We start from the raw sequence: 20,650 nt of genomic DNA on the forward strand, positions 1-20,650 counted from the left end.
AAAACGACCTTCAGGATAAAGCAAATCCCCCCGCGGATGTCTTTCTACTTGGGTCCAATTCCACACACGTCCATCACAAGCCTCTCCACGGTGAGGGCTGGCCGCTTTGCCCCCCCTCCCTTCAAAGCCAGATCAGTTGCGTAGAGGTTCTCGAACACCTTTCTCAGTTCGGCAGCAGTAAAGTTTCGCGCCTGCGCCATGACCCCCTTGAGGAAATAGGGGTTCACCCCGGAGAGCCGGGACATATCCTGCTGCGGAGTCTTCTGTGCCATCAGGTCCCGCACCCGCCAGAGCTGCCGAAAGTGCCGCGCGATCATGGCAAGGAGCATGAGCGGTGCTTCGCCGTCCCTTAGGATGGTGGCAAGGCTTCGGAGTGCCTTTCCCAGATCCCGCTCGCCGAGGGCATTGGTGAGATCGAAGACGCTCTCAACCTTCGTGTCGGAGACGATTCCGCGCACATCTTCCACCGAAATTGTCTCCCGCTGCCCCACGAACAGAGCGACCTTTTCCAATTGGGTCGTCAGCTCGCCCAGATTGTTCCCCACAAGGTAGACGAGCATGTCCGCCGCAGCCAGTTCCACACGCTTGCCGAGCCCCCGAGCCTCCTCGCGGATGAAGGCGCCGAGCTGGTTCTCGTAGGGGCGCTTGCACTCCACAAGCTCCCCCTTCTTTTTCATCTCCAGGAAGAACTTCTTCCGCTGGTCCAGCTTCTCACCCACGAAGACGAGACAGGTGGTGGGGGGTGGGTCGGCGATACAGGAGGCGAGAATCTCCAGGGCGGCTTGCGAGAGGTCACCGGCACGCTTCACAAGCACCATCCGCCGTTCCGCAAACATGGGGAGAGTTTGGGCCACCGAGGCAACCTCATCCCCCTTGCACTCGTTGCCGTAGAAGACGTCCAGATTGAAGTCGCGGAAATCCGGGGCCACAACGAACTCCATGAGCCGCTTCACCGCCCGCTCCATCAGGTACGGCTCGTCGCCATGGAAATAATAAAGGGGGGAAATCTCCCCCCGTGCTATGGCTTTATGGAATTCGTCGATTTTCATGGGTTTGAAAGAGCCAGAATCCGGAATTCTTGAAAATCAAAAATCCTCGGTGAGATGAATATAGACTTCTCGCGCCAGCTTGCGGCAGATCTCGCGGATGGCAGCCTCTTCACTGTTCTGCTGAACAACCAGGTCGTCTTGGGCAGGGAAGTCCTGGGTGGACGTCAGGGTCCCCTTCCAGACCACCTGGCCGGTACCGCTCTTGCGCAGCGTAATCTCCGACGTAACGGTGGCCCGGTATTCCTTCACCTCATCGATGGCGGTATAGGAGACGGCCGAGGTGCCGTAAGAGAGGACTGCTCCCGAAAGAATGAGCTCTCCTCCGGATTCCACCAGTCGGGTGCCTTCCCTCTTCACCAACTCATCCACAATGATGTCGGTAAGGGTCGCCTCAATGTTCGGCCGGAAGCTCCGGTTGGCGAAGATGGAGACCTCAAGAGTCTTTCCGTCGGGACCCGCCCCGCCCCTCGCCGGCTTCATGACATGATAGCCGCACCCGGCAACGACCAGCATGCTCAGAACTGTCGCCACGAGACGCACTATTTTCCCCTTCATGGACGGCATCTGCCCGTCACCCCACCACGATGTTGAGAAGCTTTCCCGGAACGTAGATCGCCTTCCGGAGCTGCTTCCCTTCAAGCCACGGCTTCACCTTCTCGTCGGCAAAGGCGGCGGCCTTGACCTGCTCTTCAGTGGCATCGACGGCGATTGTCACCTTGCCACGGAGCTTGCCGTTCACCTGGACAACGATGAGGAACTCTTCGTCCACGGCGGCTGCCGGATCAAAGGAGGGCCAGCCGGCCGCCTCCACACCCCCCTTGTGACCAAGTGACTCCCAGAGCTCTTCCGCCACATGGGGAACGAAGGGAGAGAGCATAAGAACGACGCTCTCGATGGCCTCCGTGAGGACCGGACCGTTTCCCGGCGCGTTCTTCGGTTCAAAGGCGTAGATGGCGTTCACGAGCTCCATGATCGCTGCGATGGCGGTGTTGAAGTGAAAACGCTCGTCGATGTCGTCGGTCACCTTGCGGATCGTCTTGTGGACGGTGCGACGAAGTACCCGGGCCTCGTCGGAGAGGGAGGTAGCATCCACGGCGCCGACCTTGCCGACGAAGGGCTGCAGGTCGCAGACCAGGCGCCAGACCCGGTTAAGGAAACGGAAGCTTCCCTCGACCCCCTGATCACTCCAGTCCAGGTCCTTCTCCGGTGGCGCCGCGAAGAGAGAGAAAAGCCGCGCCGTGTCGGCCCCGTACCGGTTGATAAGGGCGTCGGGATCGACCACGTTCCCCTTGGACTTGCTCATCTTGGCGCCATCCTTGATAACCATCCCCTGGGTAAGGAGGTTCGTGAACGGCTCGTCCACGGTCACATACCCCATATCCCGCAAGGCCTTGGTGAAGAAGCGGGCGTAGAGGAGGTGGAGCACCGCGTGCTCGATGCCGCCGATATACTGGTCCACCGACATCCAGTACGCTGCCCGGGCCTTGTCGATGGGACCGGAGGCGAAGTCGGGAGAGCAGTAGCGGAGGAAGTACCAGGAGGACTGGACGAAGGTGTCCATGGTATCAGTCTCCCGGCAGGCCATCTGGCCGCACTGGGGACAGGGGACATTCACGAAGGAATCGAGCTTTTTGAGGGGGCTCCCCCCCTCGCCCGTGAACTCCACGTCCATGGGGAGCACCACCGGCAGGTTCTTTTCCGGCACCGGCACCACGCCGCAAATGTCACAGTAGATGACCGGGATTGGGTTCCCCCAGTAGCGCTGGCGGGAGATGCCCCAGTCCCGCAGCCGGAAGTTCACGGTCTTTGTGCCGATCCCCTCCTGTGCCAGGTAGTCGGCGATCTTTTCCTTGGCCTCGTCGCTCCGCAGCCCGTCAAAGGGACCCGAGTTGGCCATGGTTCCCACTTCGGTGTAGGCGGCGGTCATGGCGGCGGGATCGAGGGTCTCCCCTTCCGGCTGGATGACTACCTGGAGCGGCAGGTCGTATTTTTTCGCGAACTCGAAGTCGCGCTGGTCATGGGTCGGCACGGCCATGACCGCGCCGGTGCCGTAGTCCAGGAGGACGAAGTTGGCGAGGTAGACCGGCATCCGGCGGTTGGTCACCGGGTTGATGCAGTATGAGCCGGTGAAAACCCCTTCCTTCTCGAAATCCTCGGCGGTCCGCCTGATTTTGTCTGTCTTCTTGACCGTGTCGATAAAGGCCTCAACCTCGGCCAGACGGTCGGGCGTGGTCAGCTCCAGGGCCATGGGGTGCTCAGGGGCCAAAGACATGAAGGTGGCGCCATAGAGGGTATCCTGGCGGGTGGTGAAGACCCTGACCTTCGAGAGGTGTCCCTCCACAGGAAAGTCGATCTCGCAGCCGAAGCTCTTGCCGATCCAGTTGCGCTGCATGGTCAGCACCCGTTCGGGCCAGCCGGGGAGGTTCCCTGTGTTCTCCAGAAGTTCCTCGGCGTAGTCGGTGATCCGGAAGAACCACTGCTCCAGCTCCTTCTGCTTCACCTCACTGTCGCAGCGCCAGCAGGCCCCGTCCTCCACCTGCTCGTTGGCGAGAACCGTTTCGCACTTAGGGCACCAGTTGACATAGGAGGTCTTCTTGTAGGCGAGCCCCTTCTCGTACATCTCCAGGAACATCTTCTGCTCCCACTTGTAGTACTCCACGTCGCAGGTGGCCAGTTCCCGGTCCCAGTCGTAGGAGAGCCCCATCTTCTTGAGCTGGCTCCGCATGTAGGCGATGTTTTCGTAGGTCCACTTGGCCGGATGACTCTTGTTCTGGATGGCGGCGTTCTCGGCCGGCATGCCGAATGCGTCCCACCCCATGGGGTGGAGCACGTTGAAACCGCGCAGTCGCTTGAAACGTCCCACCACGTCGCCGATGGAGTAGTTGCGCACGTGCCCCATGTGGATGCGGCCCGACGGATAGGGAAACATCTCAAGGAGGTAGTACTTGGGCTTGGCAGGGTCTTCGGTGACCTTGTAGGTCTTGTTCTCCTCCCAGATTTTCTGCCACTTCTCTTCGACGTTTCGGGGGATGTATTTCTCTTCCACGGCGTGCTACCTCCGGCTGGTGGGTCAAGGGGATCAAAACTAAGGGTTTGTTATTAGCACAAAAACGCCGGCCATGCAAATATGTTCACAGGGCCGGCGGGGGGTGGGAAAGGGGTCAGAGCCGTATCAGTAAAGCCTCTGGTGACACTTGTCACAGTGGATGGGATCCTTGACGCTGAAGGCCATGCTGAAGCCGTGGCAGGCGCCGCATGATTTCCCCTGTTCCATCTCTTTCATGGTGTGGGACTTCCTCACGGCACCGGCCACAATGATCTTGCTGTGGCAGTCGACGCAACCGTATCCCTTGGCGGAGTGGGCCTTGTGGCTGAAGAGGACACTCCCTACATCGCCGGGGAGTTCGTACTTGACCCCCTTGGTCGCCGGATGGCACTTCTCGCAGTCGCCGGCAACGCTGAAGGCGCTTTTACCCTCATGGCACGCCCCACAGGAGTTCCCCCGTCCCATCTCATCCATGGTCCAGCGACGGTTGTCGGCACTCGGCTTGAAGAGGGCATCGTGGCAGTCGGTGCAGCCATAGGCATTGAGATGGAAGGTATGACTGAAGCGCGCGCCAGATTCCTTGAAAGCGATCTCCTTCACCGGGTGGCACTTGGTGCAGTTTTCCTTCACGGCAAAGGCGCTCTTGCCGTCGTGGCAGGCGCCGCACGAGCCGCCTTTCTCCATGTCGGCCATGGTGTGGCGCCTGGCCGACGCGCCGGCGCCGAAGATCCCGTTGTGGCAATCGCTGCAGGCATGCAGGCCGGTGTGAAACGTATGGCTGAAGCGGGTTACGCCCGTCTGGGGAACCGGAATCGCCACTTCGGCGGTCGATGTGTGGCATCGGCCGCACGACCCCTTGACGGTGAAAGCGCTCGAACCGTCATGACAGGCACCGCATGAGTTCCCCTGCTCCATCTGGGCCATGGTCCAGCGCCGATTGCCCAGACCGGGGAGGAAGAGCCCATTGTGGCAGTCACTGCAGGTCAGGGATTCCAGGTGCTTCACGTGGGGAAAGCGGGCATCGTGGGGAAGCATCACATCCCGCAAGGGATGGCAGGTGCCGCAGTTGGCGGCGGCGGTGGCGGCAAAGGCGGTCTTGCCATCGTGGCAGGCGCCGCACGACTTCCCCTGCCCCATCTGGGCCATGGTGAAGCTCTTGCGCTCGGCACCGGCGGTAAAGATGCCGTTGTGGCAGTCGCCGCAGCCGTACATCTGCTTGTGGGAACCGTGGCTGAAGATTACTATGCCCGCAGCTCCCGTCTTGAAACTGACATCCTTCGTCTTTACGTGGCATCGGTCACAGTTGCCGCGAACACCGAACACGGTCTTGTCCTCGTGGCAGACCCCGCAGGAGAGCCCCTTCTCCATCTCGGCCATGGTGTAGCGCCGGCTGTTGACTCCGCCCACAAAGATGCCGCTGTGGCAGCTGCCGCACGCCAAAAGAGCGGTATGGATCTTGTGGCTGAACAAGGCCTCGCTTTTCTCGAACGTGACCTCCTTGACGGCCGTGTGACACCGGCCGCAGTCTCCTTTGACCGAAAAGGCTGTGCTGCCGTTGTGGCAACCGCCGCACGACTGCTGGGCCTCCATCTCCTGCATGGTGTAGCGCTTGCTTTTGGGCCCGGCCACAAAAAGCCTGCTGTGACAGTCGCCGCAGACATGGCCGAACCCCAGGTGAGCGGTATGGCTGAAGGTGGCGTCGGCGGCGAAGGGGATGTCCCGGACCGTGTGACACTTGGTGCAGTCACCTTTAGCGCTGAAAGCGGTATTCCCGTCGTGGCAGGCGCCGCACGATCTCCCCTGCTCCATCTCCTTCATGGTGACGTGGGGGTTGTCGGTGCGCGCCCCAAAGAGGGCGTTGTGACAGTCGGCGCAGCCGTAGGCGCCGAGACCCAGGTGGAATTTATGGCTGAAAACCACGGCGCCGAAATTGGGGATGTCGACCGGCACCTCCTTCGTGACGTGGCAGCGGGTGCACTCGGCGAGGGCAAAAGCCCGTTTCCCGGTATGGCATGCGCCGCACGACTTGCCACCCTCCATCTCCTTCATGGTGACCGGTGCCGCCTTGGTGCCGATCGCGAACAGGGTATTGTGGCAGAGGGTGCAGTTGTTCCCCAGTGCCTTCAGGTGGACGGGGTGGTTGAAGTCAATGGTGCCGGCGGTTTCTGTTTTATAGGTAACCACCCGGTAATCCCGGGCAAAGAGGAGCACCGGCAGGAAGAGGAGCAGCATGGCGGGGATGAGCAAGCGTTTCACGGGAACTCCGGGAAATGTCAACAATGAGAATGTTTCCGTTGGGGACGGACTAGGGGATTTCAAGCAATTCCCTTGCCACGGCAAGAATTTTACCGGCCTGAATCGGTTTCGTGAGGTAGTCGTTGGCCCCGAGTGCAAGGCCCCGCTGCCGATCCTCGGCCGCCCCCTCGGTGGTGATGATGACGATGGGAATGTGCCTGAACGCGGGGTCGTTGCGGACAAGGCTCACGAGCTTCAGACCATCCATGATCGGCATATTGATATCGGTAAAGATCAGATCGAACATCTCGCCGCCGAGCTTTCTCAGTGCGTCGACACCGTCGGACGCCTCCACCAGTGCAACATTGGGAAGCCGCCGCAGGGTGAAGGCGATGAGCTGCCGCATGGTGGGCGAATCTTCGACGATAAGAATTTTCTTATCGGCCATGGTCATGGACCTCCGGTGCAGGAAGCTACTTCGTCAGCAGATTGATGAACCCTTGCATGGTTGAGAGCTTGCGCTCCGAATCCGAGTAGAGCCTGGAGCTGAAAATGGCGGTTGCCGCGTGACCGGCAAGGAGCGTGAACAGCTCGTAGTCCACCGGCGCAAAGGCCTTCTTCTGGACCAAAAGTTTGTAGATGACGATGACTCCGATCACATGCTCCTTGATCTTGAGAGGTATGCAGACCATGGGGTTCCGCAGATCACGCACGTATCCCGCCGGGTCCTCGAAAAAAAAACTTTCTCCGGTGCTGGCGATGGTGCCGATTGTCCCCTCTCCGGGCCGGACCTTCGGCAACTCATGGAGGGGAACCCCCTCGGAGGCCGCGGCACCCAGCAGGCCGGTCTTCTCGTCGGTGAGCATGACGGCGAATTCCTCGGCCCCGATCAGGTTGATGATGATCTCGGTGATGACCTTGAGAACATCATCGAAGTCCAGAATAGAGTGCAGTTGGTAGCTGGCAATGTAGAGGTTGGCGAGATTGTTGTTCTCTTCCTCAATCTCCACGTAGCGGGTGGCGAAGTCGTTGTTCTCTGCCTCGATGTGCCGGATGCGGCCGAGGATCTCGTCCTTCTCCCGCTCCAGCTCCTCGATGCGGGCGACAAGCTGCCGGTTCTCCTCGGAAAGGGAGGACAAGAAGCCGCCTTCGCGAAGCTCCTCCTCCAGCTGGAAAATCCGGTAGCGGAGCCGTTCGTTCTCCTTGAGGAGATCCTGAGTGAATTCCGCCCCCTTCTTGAACATCTGGAGGAATTCGTCGGCCCGCACCTGAATCCCTTTATCATCGACCTTGTCGTCCATCGACATATGACTGGCTCCCGGCGCCGTCCACCCATGGAGCGGCGTGTCTGTTTCTAATATTCAAGGTCGGTGGCAACTCCGCAGCGCAGGCGGATTTCCCGCGCCATACGATCGAGGGGGACAATCTTGTCAACCACCCCCGTGGCAATCGCCTCCTTCGGCATGCCGAAGACTACGGCAGAATCCTCAGCCTCGGCAAGGACCTGCCCCCCCACTCCCTTGACGGCCCTCACTCCCCGGCTTCCGTCGTTCCCCATGCCGGTAAGCACCACCCCCAGGGTTCGCGGACCAAATACATCGGCACAGGAGGCGAGCATGGCATCAACCGAAGGGGTGTAGCGGTCCTCGGCAGCCGGCTTCAGAATCCGCGTAACGATGGAGTCATTGCGCCTCTCGAACACCATGTTATGACCACCGGGGGCGATCAGCACCCTCCCCGGCCTCACCGGGTCGCCGTCCGATGCCTCCTTGACCTCGAAAACGGAGAGCCGGTTGAGACGCTCGGCAAAGGTCCGCGTAAAGCCGGCCGGCATGTGCTGGGAAATCACAACGGCCAGGGGAAGAGCTTCCCGGAAGGAGGAGAGGATCCGCTGGAGAGCGGGCGGTCCGCCGGTGGAGGAACCGATGGCCACCACATCCAGTCGGCACGAAATTACGCGTGCCGGCGCCGCAGCGGGTTTCGTTACCTCAACGGGGCGGGGCGCCAGAGATGCCCCCTTCTCCCGGCGGACGATCTCCGCCATGTTCAGGGAAAAAACGCCACGCACCTTCTGCTGGATGTCGCCGCTGATGGAAAGGAGTTCCTCGGAAATCCCCTGGGTCGGCTTGGCGACGAAATCGACCGCCCCCAGCTCCAGGGCCCTGAAAACCTTCTCTCCTTCGCTCTTGGCACTGATGACGATGACCGGCGTCGGACAGTACCCCATGATAATGCGCAGGAGGGTGAAACCGTCCATCTTCGGCATCTCAAGGTCCAGGGTCACCAGGTCGGGCTTCAGATCGATGATCTTCCTGATCCCCTCCTCGCCGTCGGTGGCATACCCCACCACCTCCACCTCGGGCATCCCTTCGAGCATCCTGATGATGGCCCGCCGGTTGAATGCGGAATCGTCGATGACGACAACCCTGATCTTCCTCACGGCCCACCTCCCACCCTGCCGGAGAGGGGTTTCTGGTAAACCATGTCGTTCTTAAGATGCTTGAGAGTGAATGCCGTGGAAATATTCATGAGCGACTCGGAGTGTCCCAGAAGCAGGTACCCCCCGTCGCGAAGGGTCCGGAAAAAGGAATCAATGACCTTCCGCCGGGCAACCTGGTCGAAGTAGATGATGACATTGCGGCAGTAGATGACATCCATGCGTCCCAAGAACGCGATGCGGTTCGCGTCGAGCAGGTTCAGGTGACTGATGGTGACCAGTTCCCGCACCTTGTCGTTCACCCGGTACATGCCGTCCTGCTCGGTGAAGTAGCGACGGATGTAGCTGTCGTCGGTCACCCGGAAGGAAGACTTGCCGTAGAGACCCTTGCGGGCCTGCTGGATAACCCGCTGACTGATGTCGGTGCCGACGATCTCCACGTTCCAGCCGGCAAAACCACCCATGTCCAGCAGCAGCATGGCAATGGTGTAGGGTTCTTCGCCGCTGGAGCAGCCGGCGCTCCAGATGCGGAGGGTCCGGTCGCCGCTTTTCAGCTTCATCTCGCGTAGAGAGGGTATGATTTCCTCGGTGAATGCCTTGAGCTGGAATGCTTCACGGAAGAAGTAGGTCTCGTTGGTGGTAAGGATATCCATGATATCCGAAAGTTCCTGGTCCTTCTTCCGGTTGTACTTGAGGAAGTGGTAATAGTCCTTGAAGCCCGAGAGCTGGTGAAGCTGAAGCCGCTTGGCGAGACGCTTTTCCAGGAGATAGGTGGCATCGCTGTCAAAGTAGAGGCCACAATGGCTGTAGATGAGGTCCCGTATCAGACGGAACTCCTCATCGGACAGCGGTATTTCGGGCTCCACACCGAACATTACTGCCACCTTCCGAGAAGATCCCGAATTTCACCCCGCACCAGCTCGTCCTGCTCGGTTTCGAGGGCCTTGCGCAGGTGCACAGCCGCTTCTTCACCGAGAAGATGCGCCATGGCACGGACAGTGGTACATCGCACGTCCCAGTGGGGGTGCCGGAGAAGCCGTTCCCGGTACTCGCCGATCCAGGCGGAGCCGCTGTGGGAGAGGATGTCGATGGCCCCCTTGACCACCTCCTCGTCGTCGCTCTCAAGTCCCCTTCGCACAAGCAGCAATGCCCGGTCGCCCCCAAAACCCGCGAGCGTTTCGAGAGCGGTGATCAAGACAACCCCATCGGCCTTGCCCAACAGATCCTCGATGGCATCAAGCACCCTTTCCCCGCCGATCTTGCCAAGACTCCTGAGGGCAGCGCACCGGACCCACGGGTCTTCGTCATTGAGCGAGAGAACGAGGGGTTCCACCCCCCCCTCGCCTTGTATCTCGCCGATTCCCGTGGCTGCGGCGATCCGTACATCGGGGTCCTCATCCACCAGTGCCATGGCCAGATTTCCGAGGCACTCGGGAAGTCGCAGCCCTGCCAGAGCGGCCACGGCACTTCGTCTCACAAGCGCGCTCTCATCCTTCACCATAAGGGCGAGGCGCTCCGGATCAGAGAGAGCCGCATAGAGCCGTGCGGCATCGCGTCTGCCATCGGGAGACGGCGAGGCGGCGAGCATCCGCGCAACGGCAGCCACCTTCTCACGGCCGGTGGGGGCAAGTCGCACGAGGGCATCGACGGCCCCCTCGCGTACGTCAGGGTCGCTGTCGTCGAGCAGCGCGCCGATCTGATCCAGAAGCCCGGTCAGGCCGATCTTGCCGGCTGCCACCACTGCGGCACGGCGAACTGTGTAACGGCTGCTCGCCATGGCCGCGCCAAGGTATGGCGCCGCCCCGCCAAAACCCATCTCACCCCAAAGGTGTATGATAAAGGTTTTTTCCTCATCGTCAGCGTCGGAGAAGGCCGCGAGAAGTGCAGTCATTCCCCCTTCGCCCATGGACCGGACCCCCTGGAGACAGAGGCGCCGCAGCCGCTCGTCGCGACACCCCTCCAGGAGCGGCAGGGCCGCGCGCTCGTCGCCGATCAGGGCAAGGAGCCCCACGATGGCCTCCCTCACCGGTCGCTCCGTGGTATCGAGGGAAGCGATGAGTTCCTCCACGCACGGCTTCCCCCTGAGCCCCGCGAGCAGGTCATCCACCTCCCGGGCGTACACGGCGGGGAGCCTCCCCCGGAGACACACCAGAGCACAGGCCGCTGCTTCCCGGACAGCCCGGACCCGGTCCTGGACTCCCTGCATAAGCACCGCCACCGCATCGCGGTCTCCCACCGCGCCCAGGCATTCGAATACGGGACGCTTCAGGAGAACATCGGACACAAGGGGAGCAAAGACCGCAAAGGGAACCGGCTCGCCGATCCGGGTCAAGGCACCGAGAACCGAATAACGGAACCAGACGTCGCCCGTTCCCAAAGCCTCAACCAGGGCCGCGACCGCCCGGGGATCGCCGATCTTGCCGAGGTTCTCGGCAGCCGCGGCGGAGACATTGGCGTCGGGGTCCCGCAGTGCTTCCACGAGGGCCGGAATGGCTGAGCGGTCGCCGATGTTGCCGAGGATGTCCGCCACGAACTTGCGCACGTCCTGGTCCGGGTCCCTGAGACGCCCAAGGAGGAGCGGCACCCCCCGGGACTCCAGGCGCTCCAGGGCCTCCACCGCCGAGTTGCGCAGACCCGCGTTTTCGGAGGAGGCAAGGAGCCCGATGAGCCCGTCCACCGAAGCGTCATCCAGCGAGATGGAGAGGAGTGTGTTTACCGCCTCCTTGCGCACCCGCCAACTCCCGTCCCCCATGGCGGTAAAGAAGAGTTCACGGGTTTTTCCAAGGGGGTGGCGGGCAAGGCCGATCACCGCCAGGCGGCGCTCTTCCTCGTCAGGGGCATTCAGTTTTTTCCCTATGGTTTCAAGATCGTCCACGGACGGTCTCCTTACAATGCAGGGGTTAAGCTCCCGACATGTCATTCGACACGGGCCGGGGCACGAGAGGTGAATCCTCCCACGGCGTTACCGGGCCGGAGCGGCGCCCGTCACCCGGGAGAAGCCTGCGAGCGTCGATGTCTCGCGGCTGGTCAGAATAGTGTCGAGATTGAGAAGCATGATGAGGCTGTCGCGGACGAGGCAGACGCCAATCAGGTACTCGGTGCTTATCCCCTCGGCCACGTGGGGGGGAGGCTTGATGTCATGGGCATGGACCGTGACAACCTCGGTCACGTCGTCCACCACGAGTCCCACGAGCTGGCGCGCCACGGCCACCACCAGGAGCCGGGACTCCTCCAGCGGAGCACGGTCCGGGAGGTCGAACCGCATGCGCAGGTCGATCACCGGAATAACCGAACCGCGGAGGTTGATGACCCCTTCCACGAAGGCAGGGGTCTTGGGGAGCCTGGTCAGCCGCTGGGGCTTGATTATCTCCTTGATCCTCATGATGTCCGCGGCGAAGGTTGCATCGCCCAGACGGAAACAGGCAAGCTGTATTTCCTGAATGTCGGTTTCCACCATCATCCCCCTGGGGCAGCGAGTGGCGCGTCTGGTGCTGGTTTCTCGCCCGTCACGGGGAGAGGAGTTCCTGGATGATCTCGATAATCTTTGCCGACTTGAACGGCTTTGTCACGTAAGCCGACGCGCCGGCTGCCATCCCCCGTTCCGTGTCCTGGGCACTTTTCTTGGCTGTCAGCATCATGACCGGGATATGGGCCGTTTCGGGATTCTGTTTGATGCGTCGACAGACCTCAAAGCCATCCATGCCCGGAAGCATGATATCGAGAATAACCAGATCGGGCCTGGCCGAGACAACCTGCTCGAGGGCAGTCGCACCGTCGGCAACGCCAGTAACGTCATACCCCCTGGATGTAAGGAGAATACTCTCCAGCTTGAGCAGGCTCTCCTCGTCCTCCACAATCAGGATCTTTTTCTTCGTCATGGCCTGGAACCTTTCACGAATGGTGTCTTCAGCGGAGACTACCTCAGAACAGCGCAACGTCGAGAACCTTCTCCATCGTAAGCAGAATGACGATCTTTCCGTCGTGCCGCCCGATACCCGCAACAAATTCACGATCTATGCCATCGAGTACCGCGGGCGGATGCTCCACGGTGTCGGCGGCGATCCGTACCACCTGGGTCACCTCGTCCACAAGGATACCACAGAGCCCCTCTCCCTTCTTCACGACGATGATGCGCTCTTTCCCTCCCCCCCCTTCCCTGCAAAGACCAAGGCGCTCGCGGAGGAGAAAAACGGGGATGATGATCCCGCGCAGCGACAGAACTCCGGCCACGAAGGGGGGCGCATGGGGAACCTCCGTCGTCTCCCGGGGCTTGATGATTTCCTTCAGCTCCATGATGTCGATGCCGTAAATCTCATCGGCGACCCGGAAGCAGAGAATCTCAAGGGCGGCTACGGTTTCAAGGGAGACTTCGGCATCGGTCTCGACAGGGAGGACCTCATCAACCAAAGCCGCCTTCCGTCCTTCAAGAATGACGGACAGAGGGTCGCGGACCACACGCGGCGCCGCGGGGAGGTGGGGGGATGAAACCATCTCGTGCCGGGGGAAGAACTCGTCGTAGAGACTGTTATCGTTCTCCTCCGGCTCCATGGAGGGGGAATCGGGAAGGGGCTGTGCCGCCCGTGGCTCTTCGCGGCGCCCTTCCCGCTCCCGCTGGGCCTTTTTCCTGATCTCGGCAATATCCATCATGGTCGTCGATCCTTTGTCTCAGTAGAGGCTCGCTTCGTCCCGCAGTTCTTCCACCAGCGACGCGTCGATCCAGGAGGCGTCCTTCCCAAACCCCACCAGCAGCGCGTTGGTGGCAAGGATATTGATCTTGCGCGGCACACCGCCCGACAGCTCGAAAATGCGCCGGATGGCATCAGGAGAGAAGAGTCCCTGGGGTCCGCCGGCCACCTCCACCCGAAAATCAATGTATTCAAGGGTTTCCTCAAGGGTCAGGGGCTGGAGGTGATAATGCATGGCGATCCGCTGGCGCAGGGCTTCATGGGCCGGATCGGCCAGGATCTGCCGCAACTCCGGCTGCCCCATGAGGATGACGCTCATGAGGTTGCGGTCGTCCAGCTGGAAATTGGTCAGGAGCCTGATCTCGTCGAACACCTCCTGGTCGGGGATCAGCTGTGCTTCGTCAATGACGATGACCGGGCAGCGCTTCTCCCCCTCGAGCCGGTAGACCGCCTCGGTGAGCTGCCGCAGCAGCTCGTCCTTGGCTCCGCCCGGCTCGGCAATCCCGAGGCTGCGGGCCACGGTGCGGAGAAACTCAACGGCCGAGAGGCGCGGATTGACGATGAAGCAGAAGCACCCCTCATAGCCCACGGCATCCATGAGCGCCCGGGAGATGGTGGTTTTGCCGCAGCCGATGTCGCCGGTGAGAAGGGCCAGCTCCCGCTCCTCCACTGCGTACTGCAAGCGTGCAAGGGCCTCCCGGTGCCCCGGCGACAGAAAGAGGTAGCGCGGGTCCGGAGTCTTTGAGAACGGCTTTTCGTTCAGTCCGTAGAACTCCCGGTACATCTACCCTCCACTCCGGAATGCCTCGCCGATGATCCCCCCCACGTCAAGCACGAGGATCGTCCGCTGGTCCCCCAGATCCGCGGCACCGGTTATCCCCCGGTACCCCTTGAACATATCGCCCAATGCCTTGATAACGATATCCTGCTGCCCCATGAGGTCGTCGACAATGACCCCGAGCCGTTTCTCCGCCACCCCCACCACCACCACGTAAAACTCGGCGGAATCAGGCTTGGTCCGCGGAATGCCGAAGAAGCGCTCCAGCCGCACCAGCGGCAGGGTCGTCTCCCGGAGCTGGTAGACCTCCTTGCGCTCCACGGTGTCGATGTCGTTTTCGGTGACGATGATCGTCTCCAGCACCGAGGTGATCGGGATGGCATAGGTACGCCCGGCGGTGGAAACCAGCAGCGCCTTGATGATGGCCAGCGTTATGGGGAGGGTGATGATGACCTTGCTCCCCTTGCCGAACGTGCTCTCGATGTCCACCATCCCCGAGACAGCGGCGATGTTGTTCTTCACCACGTCCATACCGACGCCGCGGCCCGACAGCTCGCTCACCGCGTCGGCGGTGGAAAAGCCGGGAAGAAAGATAAAGTCGAGGGCATCCCGGTCGGATATCCCCTCAAGGGTCTTGATGAGCCCCTTTTCGAGGGCCTTCTTCTTGACCTTTTCTATATTGAAGCCCCGGCCGTCGTCGGACACCTCAATGACGACGTGGTTTCCCTTCTGATAGGAAGAGAGCCTGATGGTCCCCCGCTCGGGCTTGCCGGCGGCCACCCGCTCTTCCGTAGGCTCCAGGCCGTGGTCGATGGCGTTGCGGATGATATGGACCATGGGATCGGCGATATCCTCGATGATGAGCTTGTCCAGCTCCGTGTCGGCGCCGAAGGTCTTGAGGTCGACCTTTTTCCCCTGTTCCCGGGAAACCTTCCGGACGATGCGGGCCATCTTCTCGAAGAGCTGCCCCACCGGGATCATCCTGATCTCCATGACCCCCTTCTGCAACTCGGTGAGCTTGCGGTCGAGCCCCTTGGCCGCCTTGCCCAGTTCGATGGCCAGGGATGAGAATCCTTCGAGCCTCATGCGTGTCGCCAGCGTCGAAATGATGGACTGGGAAAGGACCAGTTCACCGACGATGTTCATGAGGTCGTCCAGCTTGCCGATGTCGACCCGCACTGTTTGGCTCATGCTCTTGGCGGTCATGTCGTCAGCTTGGCCGGTCGGTGCGGGGACCTCGGCCGGAGCCGCCGCCTGCGATATCGCAGGGACAGCCGTTGCAGTACCGGATGTCGCGGCAGAAGGGGGAGCGGCGGCAGCCGCACCGATCCGGGTGATCTCGACATTCTCCCGGTCGATGAGACCGGCAACCTCGTCATAGGCAAGGTCGGTGCCATAGAGGATCTCGAAGTCGATCATCGACTCGGGGGTAACGCTGGCGCTGGGGAGGGTGCTCACCACCTCCCCTGATTTCTTCAGGGCCTCGATGATCTCACCCAGGTCCTGGTCGAAGGACATGAGACTGAAGGAGGCGTGGATGGAGAAAATCGTCCGCCCCTTCTTCACATTCTCCACGAGCCGGTGTTCCTCATATTCGGTGAGGGAATTGAGAACCTTGTCCGGCAGACCGAGCTTCTGAAGGGGCGATTCCCCGTCCCCCTGCTGGGCGGTGGCGCAGTCGTTGATCCGCTGAATCATATCGGCAATGGCAGTGGCGAAGGTTTCGCCGGTGCCGAGCCCCCGCACCACGGAACCGAGGAGTTCCATGGCATCGAAGAGGACGTTCATGGTTGCGATAGTGAGGGGGATCTTGCCGAGGCGGAGGGAATCGAGAAGGTTTTCCAGGTTGTGGGAGAGTTGCTGGATGTCGGTAAAACCGAACATGCCGGCAAGCCCCTTGAGGGAGTGGGCGCCACGGAAAATGGCGTTTAGCAGATCCGGGTCGCACTCGCCGCTGTCGGCGCAGTCGCTGAGGGTCCCCAGATCGGTGCTCAGTCGTTCGACAATCTCTTCGGCTTCGGCCAGAAAGTCTTCCACGGCCCTGCCGGACGTATCATGGGAGTTTGCCATGGGTCACCCTCAGGACGTGTACTTCACGATCAGCTCCTGCAGCCGAGCCGGATCGAACGGTTTCACCAGGTACTCGTTCGCCCCGAGGGCGAGCCCCTTTTCCCGGTCGCGATCGCTCCCCTCGGTGGAGATGATGAAAAGCGGAATGTGCCTATAATTGTCACTCCCGCGCACAAAACTCACAAGCTCCAGCCCGTTGATGTCGGGCATGTTGATATCGGTTATGATCAGGTCAACCGGTTCCCGCGGCAGAAGCCGAAGGGCCTCGAATCCGCTCGCGGCCTCAACGATCTGATACCCGCCGAGGCACTCGATGGTCGCCACGAGAAGCGACCGCATGGTTGACGAGTCTTCCGCTATGAGGATCTTTTTCACATTGCACCCCGACTGCTGTCCATAAGTTTGCGTTCCAGAAGCGCCATTTCCATGGCCCTACCCGCCTGGGACAGAAAGATCTCAAGTGCCTCCGTCCCGGCAATCGGTTTTCTATCGGAATGGTTGTCACCGTAAAGGATGGCGACCACCTCTCCCTCGCTGACAATCGGTCCGAGAAAAACCTCGTGGGGCACCCCGCCGCCAAGGCGGTCGAAGAGGTACCGGTTCCATTCGTTGGGTTCGGGCCGCACCACCGCCGGATGCCTGGCTTCGAGTATCCCGGTGAAAAGCGATGGTTCCCCTCGGGGGATGCGAAGCAGCCGAACCCGTTGGTCGGCGGCGTCTCCTCGGTCGTCGAGGCCGAACTGGCCAAGCCCGGCAACCTCTCCCCCCGTCACCATGAAGATGACAGCACGCTCCATGAACTCCGCGGCAAAGCGCAGGACCAGCAGCGTAATACCACCACCGAGGGCCGGATCGTGGAGTTCCTCGAGCATCCCCCGCAAAAGGGTCATACCGCTGCCCGGGTCGCTCCCCCCCTTGGCGGTTCCCGTGAACTCCTCTCCCATCTCGAGACGGAGCTCGTCTCCCAGATTGATAAGCCCTGACGGGGCTGAACTCCCCGCACCGCCCGCCAGTCGCGCCAAGGCGGCCAGGAACGAGGGAGCAAAATCCTCCATGGTTACGGGGTCACTGATCTGCGCCCGGCGCGGCTTGAGAATGTGGGAATACCCCAACTCCCCCACCCGCCGCACGGCATCGCCATTGTAGTGGTCCGACATGACCAGAACCCGCAGATCGGGAAAGGTGTTCCAGACAAGCTCCAGAAGCTCAAGCCCGCCGAGAATCCCCGATCCGTCCATCCGCGGCATGATCAGGTCCACCAGAACACTGGGTCGCTCGCCGCGCCGATAGAGGGAGTCGATCTGGATGAATGCCTCGTCGCTCCGGGAGAGGGAGATGACCTGGTAGCCATTGCGCTCGAGCAGCACCCCCAGGGCATCGCGGGTAGCCCCGTCGTCATCCACGAGGATCAGGGTGCCACGCTCCGCCGCCGTCGGTGACGGGACATCAGGAACAGGGACGGGCTGGAAGGCCGCATTCAGGAGTTCCTCGGAGAACTCAACGGGAGGCACAACCTCGCGAAGGGACTCTGCCCTTTGCTCCTTCTCTACGACCCTGGCCCCTTCCAGTGCCAGAAACTGGGGATTAAGCCCCTGGTCCAGCATGAACTGGAGGGGATCCATCCTGATGGTGCCGGCCGGGGCGACATTGTCCTGAAGTTCGAACTCGAAGGTCCCTTCGGCCCAGGCGAAGAGCGTGTAGACCACCCGCTCCACCTGCTCCCGCGCCACCTCGTCGATGGCCGAGAGAGGAAAACCGAAGCTTCGCACCAGGATCGAGCCGAGCCGTTCCTGGTATCCTTCACGTTCCTGCTGTGCCAGCGCGGCCCGCAGGGTCCCGAGATCGAGCTTTCCCTTGCGGATCAGGACCTCGCCGATATTCTCCTGGAGGGTGCTGGAGGCGGCCTGGATCACCTGGCCGAGGCGGAAGACAATCGTTCCCTCCCGTCCCCTGCTGTGAAGCCGCAGGATCCCCGACTTGCATGAGAGGCTGAGGATCTGAAGGATCTCACCCAGTCCCAGGTCTTCTAGGCTCCCGACGAGACTCATGGGCAAAAAGGGACAAAAGTCCGAAAAACAGCGGTGAAAACGGCGCTCATCATAAACTACTCGCCCTGTCCAAGTAAAGTACGTTTACTCCCGGCGATCCCGGCCCCGGAAGATGATGTGCAGGGGGGTGCCGGTGAAATCGAACGCCTCGCGGAACTTGTTGATCAGGTACCGCTCGTAGGAAAAATGGACCCCCTCCGGCTGATTGGTGAAAACGACGAATTTCGGCGGCTTCGTTCCCACCTGGGTGGCATAGTAAAACTTCACCCGCCGACCATGGGAAAGGGGCGCGTGATGCGTTTCCACCGCTTCAGAGAAAACCCGGTTCAGGTCGGCGGTACTGACCCGCTTGGTGTATTGGACCATGACTCGATCCACCTCCTCCATGATCCGGTTGATCCGCTGCCCACTTTTGGCCGATACAAATACTATCGGCGCAAATGCCAGATACTTGAATTCGGTTTTGATCTGGTCCACGAACTTGCCGAGAGTGGTATTGTTTTTCTCCAGGCTGTCCCACTTGTTGACTACGAAGATACAGGCCCTTCCCGCCTCGTAGGCGTAGCCCGCAATCCGCTCGTCCTGCTCCGTCACCCCCTCTTCGGCATTGATGACGATGAGGACCACGTCGGCCCGCTCGATGCTGCGCAGGCTGTCGACCACACTGTACTTCTCCAGCTTCTGGGTGGTCTTCCCCTTGCGCCGGATGCCGGCCGTGTCGATGAGAAGGTAACGCTTCTTGTTGGAGACAAACAGGGTGTCGACGGAATCCCGCGTGGTGCCGGGAGTGGGGTTGGCCACCACCCGCTCGAAGCCGAGGAGCCGGTTCACCAGGGACGACTTCCCCACGTTGGGGCGCCCCACCACGGCGATTCTGGTGATCTCCTCGTCGTCGGGACGGGCCGAGTCCTGGGGGAGGGCAGCCACCACTTCATCCATCAGGTCGTTCACCCCCCGGTTGTGCTCGGCGGAGATGGTGTGGAGGGTGCCGACCCCCAGGGAGAAAAAATCGGCAGCGTCGTTCTCCAGCTTCTCGCCGTCCACCTTGTTGACCACGTAGAAGACCGGCTTCTTCACGCGGCGAAGCATTTCCACCACCTCCACATCGGAGGGGGTGAGCCCGGCCCGGCCGTCCATGAGGAAGATGATGACGTCCGCCTCATCCATGGCCAACTGGGACTGTTCCCGCATCTGCTGCAGCAGACGGTCCTGGCTCACCGGCTCGAAACCGCCGGTGTCGATCAGGATGAACGGCACGTCGAAGCGGGTGACGGTTTCGTAGTTCCGGTCACGGGTGACGCCGGGCATATCGTCGACGATGGCCTTGCGGCGCCCCACGAGACGGTTGAAAAGGGTCGATTTGCCCACATTGGGGCGGCCGACTATGGCAACGAGTGGCATCATGTGTATCCAAGCTCCTTCAGCATCCGTGCATCTTCGCTCCAGTCCTTGCGGACCCGGACGAAGAGCTCCAGAAAAACCTTCGTGTTGAGTAAGTGCTCGATCTCGACCCGGGCCGCCGAGCCGATCCGCTTGAGCATCGCCCCCTTCTTGCCGATGATGATCCCCTTCTGGGAATCCCGCTCCACGGTTATGGTGGCGGCGATGGAGACGAGCCCCCCGTCTTCCCGCTCCTTGAAGCTGTCCACCTCCACGGCGGTGGCGTAGGGAACCTCGTCGCGGGTGAGGCGAAAGACCTTCTCCCGGATGATCTCCGCAGCGATGAAGCGCTCCGGCACATCGGTCAGGATGTCGTCGGGGAAGTAGACCGGTCCCTCGGGAAGGACATCCCGCACGAGCGCCACGAGTCGGTCGACCCCGTCCCCCGTCTGCGCCGAAACCGGCACGATCTCCCGGAAGGGGTAGCGGTCCTTGTAAGCGGCGATCCGCTCCAGCACCGCCCCCTTCTCCGTCGTATCCACCTTGTTGATGACCAGAAAAACCGGTGCCGTCGTACCGGCGAGAACATCGATGATCTCCTGCTCCTGCTCACCCGGCTTCTGATTCGCCTCCACCAGGAACAGTACAAGATCCACCTCCCTGATGGAGGAGAGGGCGACTTCAACCATGTATTTGTTGAGACGCGACCGGGCCTGGTGGATTCCCGGCGTGTCGATGAAGACGATCTGGGCGCCGGGGACGTTATGGATTCCCTGGATGCGGTTGCGGGTCGTCTGGGGTTTGTCCGAGGTAATGACGATCTTCTCCCCGAGGATCCGGTTCAGAAGCGTCGACTTCCCCACATTGGGGCGCCCGATGATGGAAACGAAACCGGATCGGAACGGTGTATCTGACAAGGGTA

General features: G+C 61.2%; 18 protein-coding genes. All 18 read right to left on the minus strand.

Annotation, left to right across the window (positions count from 1 at the left end):
• Positions 1-44 precede the first annotated feature (44 nt).
• The 18 genes from holA to era all read right to left on the minus strand — a co-directional run bounded on the left by holA (position 45) and on the right by era (position 20,645).
• Complete coding sequence (gene holA / locus RCH91_RS03550; RefSeq protein WP_306533167.1) at positions 45-1,049, minus strand: DNA polymerase III subunit delta; 1,005 nt, start codon at positions 1,047-1,049, stop codon at positions 45-47.
• 36 nt (positions 1,050-1,085) lie between these two features.
• The gene (lptE, locus tag RCH91_RS03555; protein ID WP_306533168.1) at positions 1,086-1,604 is read right to left on the minus strand and encodes an LptE family protein; all 519 of its coding nucleotides are present in this window, start codon (positions 1,602-1,604) and stop codon (positions 1,086-1,088) included.
• 16 nt (positions 1,605-1,620) lie between these two features.
• Positions 1,621-4,095 (minus strand): leucine--tRNA ligase, encoded by a 2,475-nt coding sequence (gene leuS / locus RCH91_RS03560; protein WP_306533169.1) that lies wholly within the window; start codon positions 4,093-4,095, stop codon positions 1,621-1,623.
• A gap of 126 nt (positions 4,096-4,221) precedes the next feature.
• Positions 4,222-6,351, minus strand: a complete 2,130-nt coding sequence (locus tag RCH91_RS03565; protein WP_306533170.1) for a cytochrome c3 family protein — start codon at positions 6,349-6,351, stop codon at positions 4,222-4,224.
• Between the two features lie 49 nt (positions 6,352-6,400).
• The gene (locus RCH91_RS03570; protein WP_306533171.1) at positions 6,401-6,778 is read right to left on the minus strand and encodes a response regulator; all 378 of its coding nucleotides are present in this window, start codon (positions 6,776-6,778) and stop codon (positions 6,401-6,403) included.
• Between the two features lie 25 nt (positions 6,779-6,803).
• Complete coding sequence (locus RCH91_RS03575) at positions 6,804-7,637, minus strand: GAF domain-containing protein (protein WP_306533172.1); 834 nt, start codon at positions 7,635-7,637, stop codon at positions 6,804-6,806.
• A gap of 47 nt (positions 7,638-7,684) precedes the next feature.
• Positions 7,685-8,770 carry a chemotaxis response regulator protein-glutamate methylesterase gene (locus RCH91_RS03580; protein WP_306533173.1) on the minus strand — a complete coding sequence of 362 codons (1,086 nt, stop codon included), beginning with the start codon at positions 8,768-8,770 and terminating at the stop codon, positions 7,685-7,687.
• Positions 8,767-9,642: a protein-glutamate O-methyltransferase CheR gene (locus RCH91_RS03585; RefSeq protein ID WP_306533174.1), complete on the minus strand. Its 876-nt coding sequence runs from the start codon at positions 9,640-9,642 to the stop codon at positions 8,767-8,769. The genes RCH91_RS03580 and RCH91_RS03585 overlap by 4 nt, the downstream gene beginning before the upstream one ends.
• A complete protein-coding gene (locus RCH91_RS03590) occupies positions 9,642-11,642 on the minus strand; it encodes a HEAT repeat domain-containing protein (RefSeq protein WP_306533175.1) in 2,001 nt (666 codons plus the stop codon). Before RCH91_RS03590 ends, RCH91_RS03585 begins: the two co-directional genes overlap by 1 nt.
• A gap of 87 nt (positions 11,643-11,729) precedes the next feature.
• Positions 11,730-12,224 (minus strand): chemotaxis protein CheW, encoded by a 495-nt coding sequence (locus RCH91_RS03595; protein WP_306533249.1) that lies wholly within the window; start codon positions 12,222-12,224, stop codon positions 11,730-11,732.
• A 49-nt stretch (positions 12,225-12,273) separates the two neighbouring features.
• Complete coding sequence (locus RCH91_RS03600) at positions 12,274-12,645, minus strand: response regulator transcription factor (protein ID WP_306533176.1); 372 nt, start codon at positions 12,643-12,645, stop codon at positions 12,274-12,276.
• Between the two features lie 43 nt (positions 12,646-12,688).
• A complete protein-coding gene (locus tag RCH91_RS03605; protein ID WP_306533177.1) occupies positions 12,689-13,414 on the minus strand; it encodes a chemotaxis protein CheW in 726 nt (241 codons plus the stop codon).
• 18 nt (positions 13,415-13,432) lie between these two features.
• Positions 13,433-14,236 (minus strand): ExeA family protein, encoded by an 804-nt coding sequence (locus tag RCH91_RS03610; RefSeq protein ID WP_306533178.1) that lies wholly within the window; start codon positions 14,234-14,236, stop codon positions 13,433-13,435.
• A complete protein-coding gene (locus RCH91_RS03615; protein WP_306533179.1) occupies positions 14,237-16,300 on the minus strand; it encodes a chemotaxis protein CheA in 2,064 nt (687 codons plus the stop codon).
• Positions 16,301-16,309: 9 nt separating this feature from the next.
• Positions 16,310-16,675, minus strand: a complete 366-nt coding sequence (locus RCH91_RS03620; RefSeq protein WP_306533180.1) for a response regulator — start codon at positions 16,673-16,675, stop codon at positions 16,310-16,312.
• Entirely contained in the window at positions 16,672-18,348 is a 1,677-nt protein-coding gene (locus RCH91_RS03625; protein ID WP_306533250.1) for a response regulator, read from the minus strand. Before RCH91_RS03625 ends, RCH91_RS03620 begins: the two co-directional genes overlap by 4 nt.
• An 84-nt stretch (positions 18,349-18,432) precedes the next feature.
• Positions 18,433-19,752 (minus strand): ribosome biogenesis GTPase Der, encoded by a 1,320-nt coding sequence (der, locus tag RCH91_RS03630; RefSeq protein ID WP_306533182.1) that lies wholly within the window; start codon positions 19,750-19,752, stop codon positions 18,433-18,435.
• A complete protein-coding gene (gene era / locus RCH91_RS03635) occupies positions 19,749-20,645 on the minus strand; it encodes a GTPase Era (protein WP_306533183.1) in 897 nt (298 codons plus the stop codon). Before era ends, der begins: the two co-directional genes overlap by 4 nt.
• Positions 20,646-20,650: the final 5 nt, after the last annotated feature.

Source organism: Geobacter sp., from assembly GCF_030834625.1.
In the GTDB taxonomy this organism is placed as follows: Bacteria; Desulfobacterota; Desulfuromonadia; order Geobacterales; family Geobacteraceae; genus Geobacter.